At 63.1% G+C, this 18,949-nt stretch carries 20 protein-coding genes; 8 read left to right on the top strand and 12 right to left on the bottom strand.

What is annotated here, in order from left to right:
- Positions 1-12 precede the first annotated feature (12 nt).
- A complete protein-coding gene (locus ACJ8IL_RS01000) occupies positions 13-1,623 on the bottom strand; it encodes an inorganic phosphate transporter (RefSeq protein WP_060433132.1) in 1,611 nt (536 codons plus the stop codon).
- 186 nt (positions 1,624-1,809) lie between these two features.
- Here ACJ8IL_RS01000 and ACJ8IL_RS00995 point away from each other — a divergent pair, with 186 nt between their 5' ends.
- On the top strand, positions 1,810-2,838 hold the full coding sequence (locus ACJ8IL_RS00995) for a transporter (protein WP_043143451.1): 1,029 nt from the start codon (positions 1,810-1,812) through the stop codon (positions 2,836-2,838).
- Here ACJ8IL_RS00995 and ACJ8IL_RS00990 read toward each other — a convergent pair whose 3' ends face one another.
- The 9 genes from ACJ8IL_RS00990 to ACJ8IL_RS00950 all read right to left on the bottom strand — a co-directional run bounded on the left by ACJ8IL_RS00990 (position 2,839) and on the right by ACJ8IL_RS00950 (position 10,272).
- Positions 2,839-3,372: an SRPBCC family protein gene (locus ACJ8IL_RS00990; protein WP_025302939.1), complete on the bottom strand. Its 534-nt coding sequence runs from the start codon at positions 3,370-3,372 to the stop codon at positions 2,839-2,841. It lies immediately after the preceding gene.
- Between the two features lie 3 nt (positions 3,373-3,375).
- A complete protein-coding gene (locus tag ACJ8IL_RS00985; RefSeq protein WP_004938187.1) occupies positions 3,376-3,723 on the bottom strand; it encodes an ArsR/SmtB family transcription factor in 348 nt (115 codons plus the stop codon).
- Positions 3,724-3,806: 83 nt separating this feature from the next.
- Positions 3,807-5,033: a Zn-dependent hydrolase gene (locus tag ACJ8IL_RS00980; RefSeq protein WP_442516297.1), complete on the bottom strand. Its 1,227-nt coding sequence runs from the start codon at positions 5,031-5,033 to the stop codon at positions 3,807-3,809.
- The gene (locus tag ACJ8IL_RS00975; protein WP_025302937.1) at positions 5,030-5,521 is read right to left on the bottom strand and encodes an L-2-amino-thiazoline-4-carboxylic acid hydrolase; all 492 of its coding nucleotides are present in this window, start codon (positions 5,519-5,521) and stop codon (positions 5,030-5,032) included. The genes ACJ8IL_RS00980 and ACJ8IL_RS00975 overlap by 4 nt, the downstream gene beginning before the upstream one ends.
- Positions 5,522-5,539: 18 nt before the next feature.
- Complete coding sequence (locus ACJ8IL_RS00970; protein WP_373276033.1) at positions 5,540-6,649, bottom strand: branched-chain amino acid ABC transporter substrate-binding protein; 1,110 nt, start codon at positions 6,647-6,649, stop codon at positions 5,540-5,542.
- A gap of 76 nt (positions 6,650-6,725) precedes the next feature.
- The gene (locus ACJ8IL_RS00965) at positions 6,726-7,439 is read right to left on the bottom strand and encodes an ABC transporter ATP-binding protein (protein ID WP_043143459.1); all 714 of its coding nucleotides are present in this window, start codon (positions 7,437-7,439) and stop codon (positions 6,726-6,728) included.
- On the bottom strand, positions 7,432-8,202 hold the full coding sequence (locus ACJ8IL_RS00960; RefSeq protein ID WP_025302934.1) for an ABC transporter ATP-binding protein: 771 nt from the start codon (positions 8,200-8,202) through the stop codon (positions 7,432-7,434). Before ACJ8IL_RS00960 ends, ACJ8IL_RS00965 begins: the two co-directional genes overlap by 8 nt.
- Positions 8,199-9,311 (bottom strand): ABC transporter permease subunit, encoded by a 1,113-nt coding sequence (locus ACJ8IL_RS00955; protein WP_025302933.1) that lies wholly within the window; start codon positions 9,309-9,311, stop codon positions 8,199-8,201. Before ACJ8IL_RS00955 ends, ACJ8IL_RS00960 begins: the two co-directional genes overlap by 4 nt.
- A gap of 10 nt (positions 9,312-9,321) precedes the next feature.
- Entirely contained in the window at positions 9,322-10,272 is a 951-nt protein-coding gene (locus ACJ8IL_RS00950) for a branched-chain amino acid ABC transporter permease (RefSeq protein ID WP_043143464.1), read from the bottom strand.
- A gap of 170 nt (positions 10,273-10,442) precedes the next feature.
- Here ACJ8IL_RS00950 and ACJ8IL_RS00945 point away from each other — a divergent pair, with 170 nt between their 5' ends.
- Together ACJ8IL_RS00945 and ACJ8IL_RS00940 are read left to right on the top strand one after the other, a co-directional pair.
- Complete coding sequence (locus ACJ8IL_RS00945; protein WP_049207516.1) at positions 10,443-11,375, top strand: LysR substrate-binding domain-containing protein; 933 nt, start codon at positions 10,443-10,445, stop codon at positions 11,373-11,375.
- A gap of 77 nt (positions 11,376-11,452) precedes the next feature.
- Entirely contained in the window at positions 11,453-11,755 is a 303-nt protein-coding gene (locus tag ACJ8IL_RS00940) for a cupin domain-containing protein (RefSeq protein ID WP_043143548.1), read from the top strand.
- Here the strand turns inward: ACJ8IL_RS00940 and ACJ8IL_RS00935 are convergent.
- Entirely contained in the window at positions 11,752-12,342 is a 591-nt protein-coding gene (locus tag ACJ8IL_RS00935) for a TetR/AcrR family transcriptional regulator (protein ID WP_025302929.1), read from the bottom strand. The genes ACJ8IL_RS00940 and ACJ8IL_RS00935 overlap by 4 nt on opposite strands.
- Positions 12,343-12,482: 140 nt before the next feature.
- Between ACJ8IL_RS00935 and ACJ8IL_RS00930 the strand changes: the two genes are divergently transcribed.
- The 3 genes from ACJ8IL_RS00930 to ACJ8IL_RS00920 are packed head-to-tail and all read left to right on the top strand — an operon-like array spanning position 12,483 to position 15,349.
- Positions 12,483-13,538, top strand: coding sequence for a sugar phosphate isomerase/epimerase family protein (locus tag ACJ8IL_RS00930; RefSeq protein WP_173890185.1), 1,056 nt, complete (start codon positions 12,483-12,485; stop codon positions 13,536-13,538).
- Positions 13,539-13,563: 25 nt separating this feature from the next.
- Complete coding sequence (locus ACJ8IL_RS00925) at positions 13,564-14,457, top strand: alpha/beta fold hydrolase (protein ID WP_261424624.1); 894 nt, start codon at positions 13,564-13,566, stop codon at positions 14,455-14,457.
- A complete protein-coding gene (locus tag ACJ8IL_RS00920) occupies positions 14,447-15,349 on the top strand; it encodes an alpha/beta hydrolase (RefSeq protein ID WP_147823839.1) in 903 nt (300 codons plus the stop codon). The genes ACJ8IL_RS00925 and ACJ8IL_RS00920 overlap by 11 nt, the downstream gene beginning before the upstream one ends.
- Positions 15,350-15,397: 48 nt before the next feature.
- On the opposite strand, the gene ACJ8IL_RS00915 is transcribed toward ACJ8IL_RS00920, so the two are convergent.
- Positions 15,398-16,831 carry an NAD-dependent succinate-semialdehyde dehydrogenase gene (locus ACJ8IL_RS00915; RefSeq protein WP_261424623.1) on the bottom strand — a complete coding sequence of 478 codons (1,434 nt, stop codon included), beginning with the start codon at positions 16,829-16,831 and terminating at the stop codon, positions 15,398-15,400.
- 196 nt (positions 16,832-17,027) lie between these two features.
- On the opposite strand from ACJ8IL_RS00915, the gene ACJ8IL_RS00910 reads away from it, so the two are divergent.
- Both ACJ8IL_RS00910 and ACJ8IL_RS00905 read left to right on the top strand, forming a co-directional pair.
- A complete protein-coding gene (locus tag ACJ8IL_RS00910) occupies positions 17,028-17,855 on the top strand; it encodes an AraC family transcriptional regulator (RefSeq protein WP_197769560.1) in 828 nt (275 codons plus the stop codon).
- Positions 17,856-17,953: 98 nt separating this feature from the next.
- A complete protein-coding gene (locus tag ACJ8IL_RS00905) occupies positions 17,954-18,922 on the top strand; it encodes a DMT family transporter (protein ID WP_147823836.1) in 969 nt (322 codons plus the stop codon).
- Positions 18,923-18,949 lie beyond the last annotated feature (27 nt).

Here is an 18,949-nt window from a genome sequence, read left to right as displayed (position 1 = left end):
ATCAGCCCGGTGTTAGAAATGGTTGAAGATCCAGTACAGCACCGCCGACAGCAGCACCGAGGCCGGCAGCGTCAGCACCCAGGCCATCAGTAGATTACGCAGGGTGGCCATCTGCAGGCCGGAGCGGTTGGCGGCCATGGTGCCGGCGATGCCGGACGAGAGTACGTGAGTGGTCGAAACCGGCAAACCGAAGGCGTCGGCCGCGCCGATGGTGGTCATCGCCACCAGTTCGGCGCTGGCGCCCTGGGCGTAGGTCAGGTGCGATTTACCGATCTTTTCGCCCACCGTCACCACGATACGGCGCCAGCCGACCATGGTGCCGAGCCCCAGTGCAATCGCCACCACCACTTTCACCCAGAAGGGAATGAAGCGGGTGGCGTTATCGAGTTCACCCTTCAGCGCGTCGAGGTTGCGCTGCGCATCGGGATTGATCTGCAGCTGACGCTCTGCTTTGAGGTGCTTGATGGTCTCGGACGCCAGGTACATGTCGTTGCGGGTGTTCGACACCGCCTGCGCCGGGATCTTGTCGACCGAGCCGTACTGACGGATTTGATCGCCGATCGCGCCGGCCAGCTGCGCCAGCGCCGGTACGACTTCCGGCGTCAGTTCGCTGGTGCGCACATAGCCGGTCAACACCTCACGCGGCGGGGTTTGGCCGCCGGCCGGGAACTGGCGCAGCAGCTCGTTTTTGGTCACCTCCGCCAGCGCCGCCACCCGGGGGATCTGCTCCGGCGGCATCGAACGGTTCAGGGCGTAGGCGATCGGCATGGTGCCCACCAGGATCAGCATGATAAGGCCCATGCCTTTCTGCCCGTCGTTGGATCCGTGGGCAAAGGAAACGCCGGTGCAGGTGAGGATCAGCAGCCCGCGGATCCACAGCGGCGGCGGGGTATTGCCTTTAGGCGCGCTGTACAACTGGCGGTTCTTGACGAACAGCTTTAGCACCAGCAGCAGCAGGCCGGCGAACACGAAGCCGATCACCGGCGACAGCAGCAGCGCATAGCCCACCTTGATCGCCTGGCCCCAGTCCACGCCGCTGGTGCCGGTGCGCCCGTGGATCAGGGCATTGGCCACGCCGACGCCGATAATCGAGCCGATGAGCGTATGCGACGACGAGGCGGGCAGCCCGAGCCACCAGGTGCCGAGGTTCCAGATGATGGCGGAGAACAGCAGGGCGTACACCATGGCGAAACCGTTGCCGGTGCCGGCTTGCAGGATCAGCTCGACCGGCAGCAGTGAAATGATGCCGAAGGCCACCACGCCGCTGGAGAGCAACACGCCGAGAAAGTTGAAGAAACCGGACCACACCACGGCGACCATCGGCGACAGCGAGTGGGTGTAAATCACCGTCGCGACCGCATTGGCGGTATCGTGGAAGCCGTTGACGAATTCAAAGCCCAGCGCGATCAGCAGCGCCAGCCCCAATAATAAAAACGGAATGTAACTGGTATAGACGGCGCCGGCATCGCTGACGTCGTTAAATAAGTTCACCCCGGCAAACGCGATCCCCAGAATTAATAAGAAAACAAAAAAAAGAACAGTGAGTCGACTGTTCTTTTGATGCAGTTTGGGCAGGCTGGATGCGGCCGGCACACCCGTTTGAACGGCGCTGTTATCGCTCATAATGACCTTCCTGAAAGGATTGAATGCGGTAGCTGTCGCCTGAAAAGTATTCTGAATGAATGTGGCCTTTTTATGACGAAAATATTAATCATCGGGAACGGCGAAAATCATTAACGCCGATAAATAAAGATTGTTATAACAGCGGGGAAGGTCTTGGGTTAACGGCAACAGGCAGGATATGGCGTTATGGTGCAACGGTTAGCGGAAAAGATGCACAAGCTGGATTTTGATGATGAGGTGACCGGGCTGATCTACGGCCATGTGTTCCGCTCCGGTGAGGTGCCGGCGCGCCTGAACTCGCAGCAGGTTTGTCAGGCCTACCAAGCGTTGCCGCCCGGCGACGGTTTTGTCTGGCTGCACCTCAATCTCAACCACGCGGCGGCGGAGAAGTGGTTGAAAAACCATTTCGCCATTTCCGATTTTTTCTTTCACGAGATCCGCCACGGCTCCCACACCACGCGCATCGAGCGCCAGGGCGACGATCTGTTCGCCGTACTCAACGACGTGATTTTCCACCCCGAGGACAGTAACCCGGAAACGGCGACGCTGTGGCTCTATTGCTGCCGTGGGCTGGTGGTCACCGTGCGTCACAAACCGGTGCGACTGATTGAACGGCTGCTCGGCCGCCTGACGGCGCTGCAGCTGGCGTCGTCTACCGAGCTGCTGGCGCACCTGCTGGAAGAGCAGGAAGACGTACTGGAACAGGTGGTGCGGCAGGCCAACCAGTATGTCGATACCATCGAGGATCGTCTGTTGACTCGACGCGTTAAACGCAACCGCGCCGAGCTGGGGCGCATGCGCCGCATGTTATTGCGCTTTCAACGTCTGCTGGCGCCGGAACCGGCCGCGCTGTTTCGCCTGTTGAACCGGCCGCCGACCTGGCTGAGCCGTGAGGTGGTGCAGGATCTGCGGCAGTTTACCGAAGAGTTCACCGTGGTGTTGAACGATCTGGCCAGTTTGACCGAACGCATTCGGCTGCTGCAGGAGGAGCTGAGCGCCAAGCTGATGGAGCAGAATAACCGCACGCTTTATACGCTGACGGTGATCACCGTGCTGGCATTGCCGATCAATATCGTCGCCGGTTTCTTCGGCATGAACGTGGGGGGGATCCCGCTGGCCAGCAATCACCACGGTTTTATCCTGCTGGTGTTGCTGGTCGGCAGTTTTACGCTGATCGCCGGTTATTTGGCGTTCAGGCGCAGGGACGAGACGTAATTACAGGCGGGCGCGGTACTCTTCTTCCAGCCGGGCATGGGTGCTCCAGAACGGCTGCGGCGCCCGGTCGTGCAGGCGATCCAGCAGGATATCCAGATGAGTGTGCCAGCCGCCGGCGACGCTGAGCATCTCGTCGCGGTTGGCCAAGCGCCGGTGGGTGACCGTCAGCAGCACCGCGTTTCCCTGCTCCGTCAGTTCGAAGGTCACTTCGGAAGGGCGCCCCTGATCCTGTTCGGCCCAGGTAAAGCTCAGCAGGCGCGGCGGGAACAGGCAGGTGATGTGGCCGCGGTTGCTGACACAGCCGCCGTGCTGTTTGTACTTGGCCGGCGGTTGCTCGTGCTCGCCTGCCAGATCGGAGTTGCGAAACTCCAGCTCCAGCGGCGCGCCGTTTTCCAACTTCATGGCGCCGGACGCCAGCCAGGTGGCGCGCTTGTCGGATTCGGTCAGGTAAGCCCACACCCGCTCGATGGGCCCAGGCAGCAAGCGCTGGATGCGCAGCGTGCCGGGTTCGATAATCATGCCGTAATCATTCATGGTTCACTCCTTGGGAGGAAGCTGTTCGGGCTGCAGCAGCGCCTGTTCGAGCGCATCCAGCCGTTCAGTCCAAAAATGTTCATAGGTTTGCAGCCAGTGCATGGCCTGCGCCATAGGCTCGGGTTCGAGCCGGCAGATATGGTTTCTTCCTTGCACGGTGCGTTGCACCAGGCCCGCATGTTCCAGTGCTTTCACGTGCTTGGAGGCGCCGGCGAACGACATCTGCAACGGCGCGGCCAGTTCGCCGATGCTGCGCTCACCGCCGGCCAGCGCGCGTAACATCGAACGGCGGGTCGGGTCGGCCAGCGCATGAAAAATGGCGTCCAGCTGTGAGGAAGATAATTCAACCATATGGTTGAATATAGAACAGGTGGGCTAATATTCAACCGTTTTGTTGAATATTTTTTTGCCCCGGCGAGAAACCGGGGCGAGGATCAGGCGCAGGTGTGCGCCAGCAGGGCGTTGAGCAACACGTCGGCGCCTGCGGCGGCCCAGGCGGGGGTGATATCTTCCCGCTCGTTGTGGCTGATGCCGTCCACGCAGGGAATGAAAATCATGGCGGTCGGGGCGACGCGGTTAAGGTAACAGGCATCGTGGCCGGCGCCGGAAATCATGTCGCGATGGCGATAGCCCAATGCTTGCGCGGCGTGGCGTACGCTGTCGATGCAGCCCCGATCAAAAGCGATAGGGGGATACTGGAAGATGCGGTCGGCGCGGGCGGTCAGACCGTCGCCGTTGACGTGGTTTACCGCCGTCAGCAGACGCTGCTCCATCTGCTCCAGGGTAGACTCTTGCGGATGGCGGAATTCGACGCTGAAAAAGACGCGTCCCGGCACCACGTTGCGTGAATTGGGGGTAATTTGCGCCATGCCTACCGTGGCGCGCGCATCGGGCGCAAAATCCCAACCGATGCGGTTGACCGCCGTGACCAGCTCTGTAAAGCCCAGCAGGGCATCGCGGCGCCGATCCATTGGCGTGGTGCCGGCATGGGCGCTGAAGCCGACGACCTCCAGCTCATACCAGCGCTGCCCTTGTGCGGCGGTCACCACGCCGATGTCGAGATGTTCCGCTTCCAGAATCGGCCCCTGTTCGATGTGCAGTTCGAAGGCGGCGTGGATCGGCGTGCCGCCCACCGGGTGCTCGCCGGCGTAACCAATGCGTTCCAGTGCGTCGCCAAGGCTGACGCCGTGCTCGTCGCGGCGCGTCAGGCCGTATTCCAGGTCGAATACCCCGGCGAACACCCCGGAGGCGATCATCGCCGGCGCAAAGCGTGCGCCTTCTTCGTTAGTCCAGTTGATCACTTCAATCGGGCGTTCGGTGACGATCTGCCGATCGTTAAGGGTACGAATAACCTCTAATCCGGCCAGCACGCCGTAGATGCCGTCGAAACGGCCGCCGCGGGGCTGCGAGTCGCCGTGCGAGCCGGTGACGACCGGCGCCAGCTCGGGGCGAGCGCCTTCACGGCGCAGGAACATGTTGCCCATCCGATCGACGCGCACGTTACAACCTGCCTCCAGCGCCCAGGCGCGCAGCTGCTCGCGCGCTTGGCGATCTTCTTCACTCAGCGCCAGCCGGGTGACGCCGTTATCGGCGATGGCGCCGAACTGCGCCATCGCGTGCAGGCTTTGCCACAGGCGCTCGCCGTTGACCCGATACGTCATTGTTCTTCTCCCGACGTTTTGGCGGTGTAGCGAAAATCGCAGCAGGGAGCGCCGGACATGATGGTTTGGCTGCGCTGCAGGTCAACCTCTGGGGCATAGCCGACGATGAACTGGCTGTCGCGGGCGCAGGAGAGCAGGTGGCCGATCTCCCCCAGCCCCATCTCGTGATACATCTCGGCGTAGCGGCAGCGGGTGACGTTATAGTCGAAGTGCTGCGCGTCCTGATTGATCACCTCGACGCGCAGCGCATCGTCTTTTTCCCACAGGTACTGCAAGGCGGCGAAGCTGCGCAGATCCGCGCCGTTCGGTTCCTGGGCGGCGAACTGTTTGCCCGCCTCGATGGCGGCATTCTCGATGGCTTCGCCGATCACCGCCTGGGCGCGCGCCTTGCCGATTTCACGCACCAGGATCTGGTAGATCGGTTTGATGATTTCCGCCTCAATCTTTCTGCGGGCCAAAATGCCCAATTCGTTTTTTGCACAGCTCATCGCCTTGCTCCTCTTGATTTATTGTGACTTGGCGCCGCCCAACACGGTTTGCGGCTGCCATTTGCCGTCAACCACCCGGTACAGGGTGAAGCTCGGCTGTTGCAGGTTGCCTTGCGCATCGAAGGCAATGGCGCCGGTCACGCCCTGGTAATGTATGGCGCGCAGTTTCGGCAGATAATCGGCCGGATTGGCCGAATCGGCTTGCTCAATGGCGGCGATCAGCACCCGGGTGGCGTCGTAGGCGAAGGGCGCATGCAGTTCGATGTGGGTGTGATAACGATCGCGGTAGGCTTGTTCAAACGCCTTGCCGCCCGGCATCTGCTCCAGCGGCAGCCCCGGCTCCAGCGCGACGACGCCTTCGCCTTCCCGCTGCGCCAGCGTCAGGAAGGTTTGGCTGACGAAGCCGCCGGCGCCCATCAGCTGCGCGTTCATGCCCAGCTGTTTCAGCTTGCGTGCCAACGGCGCCGCTTGAGAATCCACGCCGCCGAAGAAAATCAGATCGGCGTTTTTACTGCGCACGGTGGTCAGCACGGCGCTGAAATCGACGGTCTTGTCATCCACATACTCGCGGGTGACCGGCTGCACGCCCTGGGCCTGCAGCGATTTGATAAACTCGTCCGCCAGCCCCTGGCCGAAAGCGGTGCGATCGTCGATTACCGCGATACGCTTGGCTTTCAGCGTTTTCACCGCATATTGCCCGGCGTAGTTGCCGCCGTCGTCGTCGTGGCCCATCACGCGGAAGCTGGTGTCAAAGCCTTGCTGCGTGTAGCCGTGACCGGTCGCCACCGGCGCCACCTGAGCGATGCCGGCGTCGTGGTAGATGCGCGCCGCCGGGATGCTGGTGCCGGTGTTCCAGTGGCCGACCACGCCGGCGACGCCTTCGTCGACCAAGCGCTGCGCCACGGCCACGGCGGTGCGCGGGTCGGACTGATCGTCCTCGGACAGTAATTTGAAGGTGACCGGTTTGCCGTTCAGCGTCGGTTTCTGTGCGTTAGCGTCGGCGATCGCCAGCCGTGCGCCGTTTTCGAGATCTTTGCCGATGCGCGCGGAAGGGCCGGTCAGCGGCCCGGCCAGGCCGATCAGCACGGTGTCGTCCGCCAGCGCCGGGAGGCTCAGGATCATTGTCATGGCGGCCAGCGCCAACGGCTTGATGCGAATGTTCTGCTGCATGTCATACTCCTGGTGCGGTTAAAGGTAACAACGGTTATTCACCCAAATAGATCTGTTTGATTTTTTCATCGTCCAGCATGTCGGCGGAGCGGCCGCTGTGGCTCAGGCTGCCGCTGTCCAATACGTAGGCGCGATCGGTGGACGCCAGCGCCAGGCGGGCGTTCTGCTCGACCAACAGCAGCGTGACGCCGTCACGGGCTAACTGCTTGATGACCGAGAAAATGGCCTCCACCACAATCGGCGCCAGCCCCATCGACGGTTCGTCCAATATCAGCAGCCGCGGGCGGCTGAGCAGCGCGCGGCCCATCGCCACCATCTGTTGTTCACCGCCGGAAAGCAGCCCGGCCGGTTGATGCAGGCGCTCGCTCAGCCGTGGGAAGGTGGCGCACACGCGTTCGAAATCTTGCCGCACCGCCGATGCGTCACGCCGCGCATAGGCACCCAGCTGCAGGTTTTCTCGCACCGTCAGGCGGGTGAAAATGCCGCGTCCCTCCGGCACCATCACCAGCCCCTGTTGCAGCAAGCGGTGCGGCGGCATGCCGCGAATCGAACGGCCGTCGAACAGGATGTCACCCTCAAACGGCTGCAGGCCGGTCAGCGCCCGCAGGCTCGAGGTTTTTCCCGCGCCATTGGCGCCGATCAGCGTCACCTGTTCGCCGGCGTTCACCGTGAAATCGATGCCTTTGACCGCATGAATACCGCCATAAGACACTTTGAGTCGTTTAACGCTCAGCAGGGCTTCAGACATGCGCGCCGCCTCCCAGATAGGCTTGAATGACCGCCGGTTCGCGTCGCACCTGCGCCGGTTCGCCTTCGGCGATCGCTTTGCCGTAATCCAGCACCGTCAGCCGATCGCACAGGCCCATCACCAGCTTGACGTCGTGTTCGATCAACAGCAGCGTTTTGCCGCTGTCGCGGATGCGCAGCAGCAGTTCGCGCAGCGCCACTTTTTCTCCGGCGTTCATGCCGGCCGCCGGTTCGTCCAGCGCCAGCAACCGGGGCTCGGTCGCCAGCGCGCGGGCGATCTCCAGCCGCCGCTGATGGCCGTAGGCGAGATCGCCGGCGCGGTAATGAGCGAATTGGCTGATGCCGACGTACTCCAGCAGCGCATGAGATTTATCGCGCACCGCCTGTTCCTCCTCCCTGGCGCGACGGTGCCGGGCGATCGCCGCCCACAGGCCGTTGCGGGTGCGCACGTGGCAGCCGACCATCACGTTTTCCAGCACGCTCATTTCATTGAACAACCGCAGGTTTTGGAAGGTGCGGGCAATGCCGGCCTGCGCCACTTTGTCGATCGCCTGGGGTTTATAGCGCTGGCCCGCCAGGCGGAACTCGCCCGCGTCGGCGCGATACAGGCCGGTGATCAGGTTGAAGCAGGTGGTCTTACCGGCGCCGTTCGGCCCGATCAGGCCGTAGATTTCCCCCTGGCGGATGCTCATGCTGACGTCATCCACCGCCGTCAGGCCGCCGAAACGTTTGCTGACGTGATTTAAAGCGAGCAGTGGCGTCATGCGGCGGTCCTCCCAGCATGGCGAGCCGGCCACAGGCCCGCCGGGCGATACAGCATCACCAGGATCAACGCCAGGCCGTAAAACAGTTGGCGAATGATTTCCGGGTCGATCAGCACCTGGCCGAACAGCGCCTGCTGCAGCGGCCCCATGCTGCTGCGCAGCAGCTCCGGCAGGGCGGCCAGCAGCAGCGCGCCCAGGATCACGCCGGGGATATGCCCCATGCCGCCGAGCACCACCATCGCCAGTACGGCGATCGATTCCTGCAGAGTGAACGATTCCGGCGACACGAAGCCCTGAAACGCGGCAAACAACGCGCCGGCCACACCGCCAAAGGTGGCGCCGATGGCGAAGGCCAGCAGCTTGAAGTTGCGGGTATTGATGCCCATCGCCCGCGCGGCGTCTTCGTCTTCGCGGATCGCTGTCCATGCGCGGCCAATGCGCGAGTTTTGCAGCCGCAGGCTGATAAACAGGATCGCCAGCAGCAGCGCGGCGAACAGGTAGTAATAGAGATACAGCCCGGAGAAACGCACGCCGAACCACTCATGCATGCCGGAGAACTTCAGGCCGAACAGGCTGACCGGGTCGATGCCGGAAATGCCTTTAGGGCCGTTGGTGAGGTTGACCGGGCGATCGAGGTTACGCATCAGAATGCGCACGATCTCGCCGAAACCGAGCGTGACGATCGCCAGATAGTCGCCGCGCAGCCGCAGCGTCGGCGCGCCAAGCAGGATGCCGCACGCCGCCGCCAGCAGCGCCGCCAGCGGGATCAGCCACAGCATCGACAGGTGCAGCCCGTCGGGGAACCACTGCAGCAGCAGCGGGAATTGCTGCGTCAGATGCGGTGATGACAGCAGCGCGGCCAAATAGGCGCCGACGGCGTAAAAGGCGATAAAGCCCATGTCCAGCAACCCGGTCATGCCCACTACGATGTTCAGCCCGAGCGCCAGCATCAGGTACAGCAGGGCGAAGTCGACGACCCGCACCCAGTAGTTGCCGCCGGCGGCGCCCGCCACCCAGGGCGCCAGCAGCAGCGCGAGAATGAACAGCGTCAGCCCCAGCCTGGCGCGACGCGGCGTGGCCAGAGGAACGGGGGGAGTCAAAACGGTCATGGTGATGTCCTTATGCGCGCGTGGCGATGCGTTCGCCCAAGAGCCCGGAGGGGCGGAAGACCAGCACGGCGATCAGCACCAGAAACGCGAACACGTCCTGGTAGTTGCTGCCGAACACGCCGCCGGTCAGCTCGCCGAGATAGCCGGTGCCCAGCGATTCGAACAGGCCCAGCAGCAATCCGCCGAGCATCGCGCCGCGCAGGTTGCCGATGCCGCCGAGCACGGCGGCGGTAAACGCCTTGATGCCCGGCAGAAAGCCCATCGAGAAACCGGCGTTGCCGTAGTTGCTGGCCATCATGATGCCGGCCACCGCCGCCAGCGCGCCGCCGAGCGCAAAGGTCAGAACGATGATGCGGTCAGGACTGATGCCCATCAGGCCGGCGACCTGCGGGTTTTCCGCCGTGGCGCGCATGGCGCGGCCGAAACGGCTGTGTTCGACCAGCAGCCAGAGGCCGGCCATGACCGCCACGGCCACCGCCAGCGTGACGATCGCCGTGCCGGTGATCACCGCCGGCGCATGCCCGCCGCTGCCTGCGGTCAGGGCGATGGGGGTCATTGGCAGCAGCTGCGGAAACATCAGGGGATTACGTGACCAGATCAGCATCGCCAGGGTTTGCAGCAGCAGCGAGACGCCGATGCCGCTGATCAGCGGAGCCAGGCGCGGCGCAGTGCGCAACCGGCGGTAGGCGAGACGCTCGATCGCCATCGAGGTAATGGCGCAGACCGCCATGGCGAACAGGGCCGCCAGCAGCAGCGTGGCGTACGGTGATAACGCGGGAAAGTGGTGTTGCAACACGCCGATCGCCGACAACGCGCTCAGCGCACCGACCATCAGCACGTCGCCGTGCGCGAAATTGATGATGCGCAGGATGCCGTACACCATGGTGTAACCGAGCGCGATCAGCGCATAGATGCTGCCGAGCATCAAACCGTTGACGGTTTGCTGTACCAGCGTATCCATAAGGAGAGTCCGGAGATAATGAGTCAGGAGGCTCACAGTAGAGAATTTAAAAAAATTGTAAAATACGGAAAAATACTTTCTTATACAAAAAACGAGTGATTTTAATACGTTGATTTTTATGTATATTAAACCCATCCCTTCAGTGTCGATTTCCCAAAAATAGTCAATATATGAAAAAAACAGAACAGTACGATGAGCCATTGCCGATGCTGCCGAACGATCCGCCGCTGCGCGCCGTGCGGGCGTTCGAAGCCATCGCGCGCCTGGGGGGCATCAGCGCGGCGGCTAACGAGCTGATGATTTCGCCTTCGGCGGTCAGTCATCAACTCAAAACGCTGGAGGCATTTTTGCAGATGCCGTTGACCGAACGGCAGGGGCGTAACCTGGTGCTGCGCAGCGAGGGGCGGGAGTATTACCGTTCGATTCGCTCGGCGTTCAACGTGCTGCGCCAGGCGACCGAACACGTGCGCGAGCAGTCCGCATCGCGGCAGGTCACCATCAGCCTGATCCCGCTGTTCGGCATGGGCTGGTTCATTCCGCGGCTGCGTGGCTTTTTGCGCGAAAATCCGGATATCGACATCAATGTGGTTTACGCCAACCACCGCAATTACCTGAGCGACGCCGCCGATCTGTCGATTCGCTTCGGGGTTGGGCAGTGGACCGGCTATCGCAGCGAAAAGCTGATGTCTGGCCAAATGGTGCCGGTGTGCAGCCGGGCATTCAGTAAACTGCACGGTTTGCTGGATACGCCGGATCAGCTGGCGACGCTGCCGCTGCTGCACGACGAGGAGCGCAATACCTGGATGCAATGGTTTCAGCAGGCCGGCGTTAAACGCCCGCTGCGCAGCATCGGGCCGATGTTTGAAGACGGATTGTTGACACTGGCGGCGGTGCAGGCGGGGCTAGGGTGCGCGTTGATGCGTGAACCGTTAATCGCCCAGTACCTTGAGAGCGGTGAGTTGATCAAAATGTTCGATCTGCCGATCGACGACGGCCGCGATTATTACCTGTGCGCTCGACTGGATAGCGAGCTGTCGCAGGAAGGCGAAAATCTGCGGCAATGGCTGCGGCGTGAGGCGGCGGCTCAGAACGTCGGGGCATAATCTACAACCAACGCGTCTTTCAGCACCTGGCGGCTTGCAGTAGAGTGCGGGTTCCTGTGTCGCGATAAGGTATGACGATGCTGTTCGATTTAAACCAGCAGGCGGCCGAACTGCCCGAGGCCTGGCGTTCTGCCGTGCTGGGCCGCGTCGGTGCGGCCAATATCAAAGTGCTGCGCATGGACGCGCGCAGCATTGCGGATGAAGTGCATGATTACAGCGAAGGATTGCTGGTGATCAGCGGCCACCTGCGGCTGCAGGTGGCGGGGGAAGTGGTGGTGGTGCGCGCCGGCCAGCTGTATCAGGCCGCGGCCGGCGTGCCGCATCGCGTGTTGCCGGGCAGCGAAGGCACGCTGGTGATTGTCGATCTGCCGGAGGATTAAGCGGCGCCCAGGACCGCCAGCGCCACCTTTACCGCTGCCAATAGCCGCTCTTCAGTGACGCCGTCACGTGCCTGAATCGACAGGCCGTGCAGGAAGACGGCGAAATAGTCACCCAGGCTGTCGGCGTCGGTATCGGCCGGCAATTCGCCGGTTTGCACCGCCTGCCGCAGCCGTTCGATGATCTGCTGCGTACGCTGCAACCGATGCTCTGCCAGCCAGGTTTTGAGCCCATCGTTTTCCGCACTGACGCTGGCGGCGGCGGAGACCACCATGCAGCCCTGCGGCAGATCTGGCCGGCTGTAGAGACGCACGGCATCTTCCAGCATACGTTGGATCGCCGGGCGAATGCCGCTTTCCTGCGCGAAGGCGCGATCGGCGAAGCCGCCTTCCTCGGTTTCGTAACTGGCGATTGCCTCGCGGAACAGCTGCTCTTTGGAGCCGAACGCCTTGTAGATGCGCGCGGAAGCAATGCCCAATTCCGCCACCAGATCCGACATCGAGGTGCCTTCGTAACCTTGCCGCCAAAATAAGTTTCGCGCCTTCAAGAGCGCCTGTTCGCGGTCGAACTCACGCGGTCTGCCAGCCATTCTCTGCTCCAATTTACCTGCCATTCAGCGACATAGGATCGCTTAAATCGGCGGGAATACCAATGTCTTTATAAATTTCGCTTGCGGTCATCGCTCCTTGCCTCTATTGTTTGTCAATCGACAACTAATAGGAGTTTACGATGAAAACCCTCAAAGGTCCAAGCCTGCATCTCGCGCAGTTCAGCGATGAGACAGCGCCGTTCAACAGCCTGCCGGCCATCGCCGAGTGGGCGGCGCAAACCGGTTTTACCGCCTTGCAGATCCCGGCCTGGGATCGGCGTTTATTCGACGTGGCCACCGCCGCGGAAAGCCAAACATACTGCGACGATCTGACCGGGATGTTGGCGGAGCAGGGGTTGGTGGTCAGTGAATTGACCAGCCATATCTTCGGCCAGCTGATGGCGGTACACCCGGCTTACGATGCGCTGTTTGACAGCTTCGCGCCGCCGGCGCTGCAGGGCAATCCGCAGGCGCGCGGCGAGTGGGCGCGGCAGCAAATGCTGCTGGCGGTGAAGGCGTCGGCGCGGCTCGGGCTCAGCGAGCTGGGCACCTTTTCCGGTTCGCTGGCCTGGCCCTATCTGTTCCCGTTCCCACAGCGCCCGGAAGGATTGATCGACACCGCGTTCGACGAACTCGCCAAACGCTGGCTGCCGGTGCTCGACGCCTGCGAAGAACAGGGCATCAACCTGTGTTATGAAATTCACCCGAGTGAGGATCTGCACGACGGCGTGACGTTCGAGAGGTTTCTTGAGCGCGTCGGTAACCACCCGCGTTGTCGGGTGCTGTTCGATCCGAGCCATATGGTGCTGCAGCAGCTTAACTATCTGGAGTTTATCGATATCTATAAGGACGTTATCGGCATGTTCCACGTCAAGGACGCCGAGTTCAATCCGACCGGTCGCCAGGGCATTTACGGCGGCTATCAATCCTGGATCGATCGCGCCGGCCGCTTCCGCTCGCTGGGCGACGGCCAGGTTGATTTCAACGGCATCTTTTCGCGCCTGACGCAGTACGGCTATTCGGGCTGGGCGGCATTGGAGTGGGAATGTTGCCTGAAAAACCCGCAGGACGGCGCGCGCGAAGGCGCAGCCTTCATTCGCGATCGCATTATCCGCGTCACCGACAAAGTGTTCGATGACTTCGCCGGTGCGCCGGTCAGCCCGCAGCAGATCAACGCCTTGCTCGGCATTCGCTGAGCCCAATCCTTAAGGGAGTCACCCCATGCAATATCGACAGAACGAGGTCCCGTTGGCGGATCTCGCGGCGGAACACGTCTATCTCCAGGTCAACGGCCGGCGCCTTCACTGCGTGGTGGCCGGTGAAGGGCGGCCGGTGCTGCTGATCCCCGGCTGGCCGCAAACCTGGTACACCTGGCGCCATGTGATGCAAGCGCTGGCGGCGGCCGGTTTTCAGGCGATCGCCGTCGATCCGCCGGGCATCGGCGATTCTGACAAGCCCGCTGGCGGCTACGACACCGGCAGCGTCGGTGCGGCGCTGCACACAATGATGGCGCAACTGGGCCATGAACGTTACCAACTGGTTGGCCACGACATCGGCATGTGGATCGGTTACGCCATGGCGAGCGATTTCCCGCAGGCGGTGGAGCGTCTGGTGCTGACGGAGGCCGTGATCCCCGGGCTGGCGCCGCCGCCGCCGATTTTCGTTGCGCCGGAGGAGAACATCTTCCTGTGGCATTTCATGTTCAACCAGCTGGCGGATTTGCCGGAGACCCTGACCCAGGGGCGCGAACGGGAGTATCTTGGCTATATCTTCAACCGCTGGTCCTATCGGCGCGATCGGGTGGCGGCGGAGGTGTATATCGCCGCCTATTCGGCACCGGGCGGCCTGCGCGCCGGATTCGACTATTACCGGGCGATCCCGGAGACCGTGCGGCAGAACCGGCTGCGCACCGCTACGCCCTTGACGATGCCGGTGTTGACGGTGGGAGCGGAGCACGCCACCGGCGACGCGCCGCTGACGACGCTACAGGGCAATGCGCACGATCTGCGGGGCGAAACCGTCGCCGGCTGCGGCCATTTCATCACCGAGGAGTGTCATGAGGAATTTATTGCACTGATTACGTCATTCCTGGCGGGAGAGCCGTATGCCGCTTGATGAACGCATCGCCGCCTTTTTGACGGCATCGGCCGACGTGCCACCGCCCGCTTCGCTGGCGGCAATGCGCGCGGCCACGGAAACCGGTTTACGCCAGCTGCAGGGCGAGGCGGAACCGAGCGGCGGCGTCAGGGACCATACGGTGGTCGCCGCCGATGGACACCGGATTGCACTGCGCGCCTATCTACCGGCGGGGGAAAACGGCACGACCGCGCAGCCGGCGATGCTGTTCGCCCACGGCGGCGGCTGGTGCCTCGGCTCACTGGCGTTGTACGATCGGCCCTGTCAGGCGTTGGCTAACGCCACCGGCCGGGTGATCCTGTCGGTTGACTATCGTCTGGCGCCGGAATACCCGTTTCCACAGCCGCTGGAAGATGTCTATCAGGCGCTCTGCTGGGTGGCGCAACGGGCGCCGCAGTTGGGGATTGACGCGCAGCGCCTGGCAGTGGGCGGTGATAGCGCAGGGGGCAATCTGGCGGCGGCGGTCGCACTGTTGGCGCGGGATCGCAGCGGCCCGTACATCGAACGTCAGCTGCTGCTGTACCCGGCGCTCAGCCGCGAGATGACGACGACGAGCTATCACGAGTTTGCCGAGGGGCACTTTCTGACGCGCGACGCGATGGGGTTTTGTTGGCAGCAGTATCTGGGCCAGCGGCGCGATCCCGGCGCGGAACCGTTGTATGCCGCCACGCTGCGCGGGTTACCGCCGGCCACCATCCTGAGCTGCGAATACGATCCGCTGCGCGATGAGGCCGAACAGTATGCGCAGCGGCTGCGTGAGGCGGGCGTGTCGGTGCGCTGCGAACGGTTGCCGGGCATGGTGCATGCCTGTATTCACATGCTGGGGCTGACCCCGGCGGCGCGGCAGCTGTTCGAACTGGCCGGTGAGTAAAAAAAAGCCCCGCATTGCGGGGCTTCTGGCTATTCATCTGCCGGGCGATTATCGGCCGGCGACGGTGACAAAGCGCGTTTCCAGATAGGATTCGATCGCTTCGCTGCCGCCTTCGGTGCCGTGACCGGAGTCTTTCACGCCGCCAAACGGTGTTTCCGGCAGGCCGAAACCGATGTGGTTGATGCTCAGCATGCCGCTCTCCACGTCGCGCCCTAGCGCATTGACCGTGGCGATGTTGCGGCTGTAAGCGTAGGCGGCCAGGCCGTACGGCAGGCGGTTGGCTTCGGCGATCGCCTCGTCATAGGTGGCGAATGGGCGCAGCAGGGCGACCGGGCCAAACGGCTCTTCCGACATGGCGCGCGCGGTCAGCGGCACGTCGCGCAGCACCGTCGGCTCGAAGAAGTTGCCTTTGCCCGCCACGCGTTTGCCGCCGGTGCTGGCCTTCGCCCCGTGGGCGACGGCATCCTGCACCAGCGCCTCGATATTGTCGACGCTGCGGCCCAACACCATCGGCCCCATCGTCACGCCGTCTTCCAGCCCGTTGCCGAGCTTGAGCTCACGCACCGCGGCGGTGAATTTCTCCACGAAGGCCTCATAAACGCCTTGTTGGATCAGGAAGCGGGTCGGGGCGATACAGACCTGGCCGGCGTTGCGGAACTTGGACTGCGCCAGCTCTTTGGCCGCCGCGTCGAGATCGGCATCGTCGAAGATCAGCACCGGCGCGTGGCCGCCCAGCTCCATGGTGGCCTTTTTCATATGCTGGCCGGCCAGCGCCGCCAAATGCTTGCCCACGCGAGTGGAGCCGGTGAAGGAGATCTTGCGAATGGTCGGATGGGGGATCAGGTATTCCGAAATGTCCGCCGGGGTGCCATACACCAGCGCGATCACCCCGGCCGGAATACCGGCGTCGGCGAAGGCTTTGATCAGTTCAGCCGGTGAGGCCGGCGTTTCTTCCGGACCTTTGACGATGATGGAACAGCCCGCCGCCAGCGCGGCGGACAGCTTGCGCACGATCTGGTTGATCGGGAAGTTCCACGGCGTGAAGGCGGCCACCGGGCCAACCGGCAGCTTGAGGGTTTGCTGCTGTACATCGCGGGCGCGGGACGGAATGATCTGCCCGTAGGTGCGGGTGGCTTCGCCGGCGAACCAGTCGATAACGTCGGCGGCGTTGAGAATTTCGACTTTGGCCTGCGCCACCGGTTTGCCCTGTTCCTGCGTCATGACGGCGGCGATGGCGTTGGCGCGTTCGCGCAGCAACGCCGCGGCTTTGCGCATCAGATTGGCGCGCTGGTGCGCGGCGGTGTCGCGCCAGACGTTAAATCCGCGCTCGGTGGCGGCCAGCGCCAGATCGAGATCCTCTGTGGCGGCGTGCGCCACTTGACCGATTATCTCGTCGGTGGCGGGGTTGGTGACCGGCAGGGTTTTCCCGGCCAGTGCGTTGCGCCAGTGTCCATCGATATACAGTTGAGTATCCGGATACATTGTTGCCTCTTGTTTGCGGAGTGTCAGGGGCCGATGAGCTTCGCGATGCGGCGCGCCTGAAAGGGACAGGGACCTTAACCCTACGCCGAATGGCGGCGATCGTCCAGGCGAGGGGCACGAAAGCGCCAGGGCGGCTACTCAACCGGCGATGTTTTGGCTATGCTGAGCAGATTGTCAGCACGGACGAGGAGGTCGGGTGCAAGGGGTACCACAACAGTTTCCGTTCGAGAAGGATTGCGCACAGTTCCGGCATTTGTCACATCTGCCGGGCGTCGAACTCTATCAGGCGCACATCGAGCGCTATGCCTTCGAGCCGCATACCCACGACGCCTTCGCCATCGGCACCGTAGACACCGGGGCGGAGCGTTTCCGCTATCGCGGCGCGCAGCATCTGGCGGCGCCGGGCGCGCTGGTGCTGATGAACCCGGACGAACTGCATACCGGCGAAGCCGAAACGCCGGGCGGCTGGTGTTACCGCATGCTCTATCTGGCGCCCGAGGCGCTGGAGCAGCTGTCCGGCGATCGGAGCCAGTGGTTTACCGATGCAGTGCGCCACGATCCGCGGGCGGCGCAGCGCCTGTCCGCCATTCTCGCCACGCTGTGGCAAACCGACGATCCGCTCACGCTCGACGGCCTGCTGCTTGAGGCGGTCGAGCTGTTGCACCCGCACATCCGCACCGGGCAGCGGGAAAAAGCCGAAGCGGCGCATCGTTTCGAGGTGGTGAAAAGCTACCTGCACGATAACTTCGCTGAGGCGGTGACCCTCAGCCAACTGGCCGAGCTGGTATCGCTCAGCCCGTACCATTTCCTGCGCAAGTTCAAGGCCGAATATCACGTTTCGCCGCAGCAGATGCTGATGGCGATCCGGCTGTCGCAGGCCAAACGCATGCTGGAGCGCGGCATGCCCGCCGCACAGGTGGCGGCGGCGGCGGGGCTGACCGATCAGGCGCACCTGACGCGCGCCTTCGCCAATCGTTACGGCGTCACGCCAGTGCGTTTCCAGAAACAGGTGAAATTGGGCTAAAACAGCAACCTGCTACAATAATTCCTCCCCGCGTTTTCGTTATTCTGCCGCTGTCTTGTCGGGCGGGTTGGCCGCGCCGGCCGTTTGTCGGAGTCGTTATGTTCATTGGCGTTGTGTTTGCCCTGGCCGCCGGGCTGATGTGGGGACTGATTTTCGTCGGCCCGCTGCTGGTGCCGGATTATCCCGCCGCGCTGCAGTCCACCGGGCGCTATCTGGCCTTCGGGCTGATCACCTTGCCGCTGGCGTGGTTCGATCGCCGCCGCCTGCGCAAGCTGCGGCGCCAGGATTGGCTGGAAGCGCTCAAGCTGACGGCCATCGGCAATCTGCTGTACTACCTGTGCCTTGCCAGCGCCATTCAGCGTACCGGCGCACCGGTATCGACCATGATCATCGGCACCTTGCCGGTGGTGATCGCCATCTGCGCCAATCTGTTTTACGGCCGGCACGACGGGCGCCTGGCCTGGAGCAAGCTGGCGCCGGCGCTGCTGCTGATCGTCTGCGGGTTAGCGTGCGTAAACATCGCCGAACTGCGCGGCAACGCGCTGCCGATCGACGGCTGGCGCTATCTCAGCGGCCTTGGGCTGGCCGCGTTGGCGGTGGCGTGCTGGACCTGGTTCCCGCTGCGCAATTCGCGTTGGCTGCGGGAGAACCCGACGCAGCGGCCGGCCACCTGGGCCACGGCGCAGGGGCTGGTGACGCTGCCGCTGGCGCTGCTGGGCTATCTGGCGGTCTGCGGCCAATTGGCGCTGAGCGAACCGGCGTTTGCCTTGCCGTTCGGCCCGCGCCCCGAGGTATTTATCCCCCTGATGCTGGTTATCGGCGTGTTCTGCTCCTGGCTGGGGGCGCTGTGCTGGAACGAAGCCAGCCAGCGGCTGCCGACGGTGTTGGTGGGGCCGCTTATCGTGTTCGAAATTCTGGCGGGGTTGGCCTATACCTTTCTGCTGCGCCAGGCCTGGCCGCCGCTGCTGACATTGGCCGGCATCGTCTGCCTGATCGCCGGCGTGGTGTATGCCATGCGTATCAAGCCGCAGCCGGTGGTGGTGGCGTTGGAGGACAAGCTGGGGTGACGCCCGCCGCGAAGGCGGGCATGGGGG

It is taken from the genome of Serratia sp. CY47444, from assembly GCF_052168635.1.
Classification (GTDB): Bacteria; Pseudomonadota; Gammaproteobacteria; order Enterobacterales; family Enterobacteriaceae; genus Serratia; species Serratia bockelmannii.
This window is presented reverse-complemented; position numbering and strand designations above follow the sequence as displayed.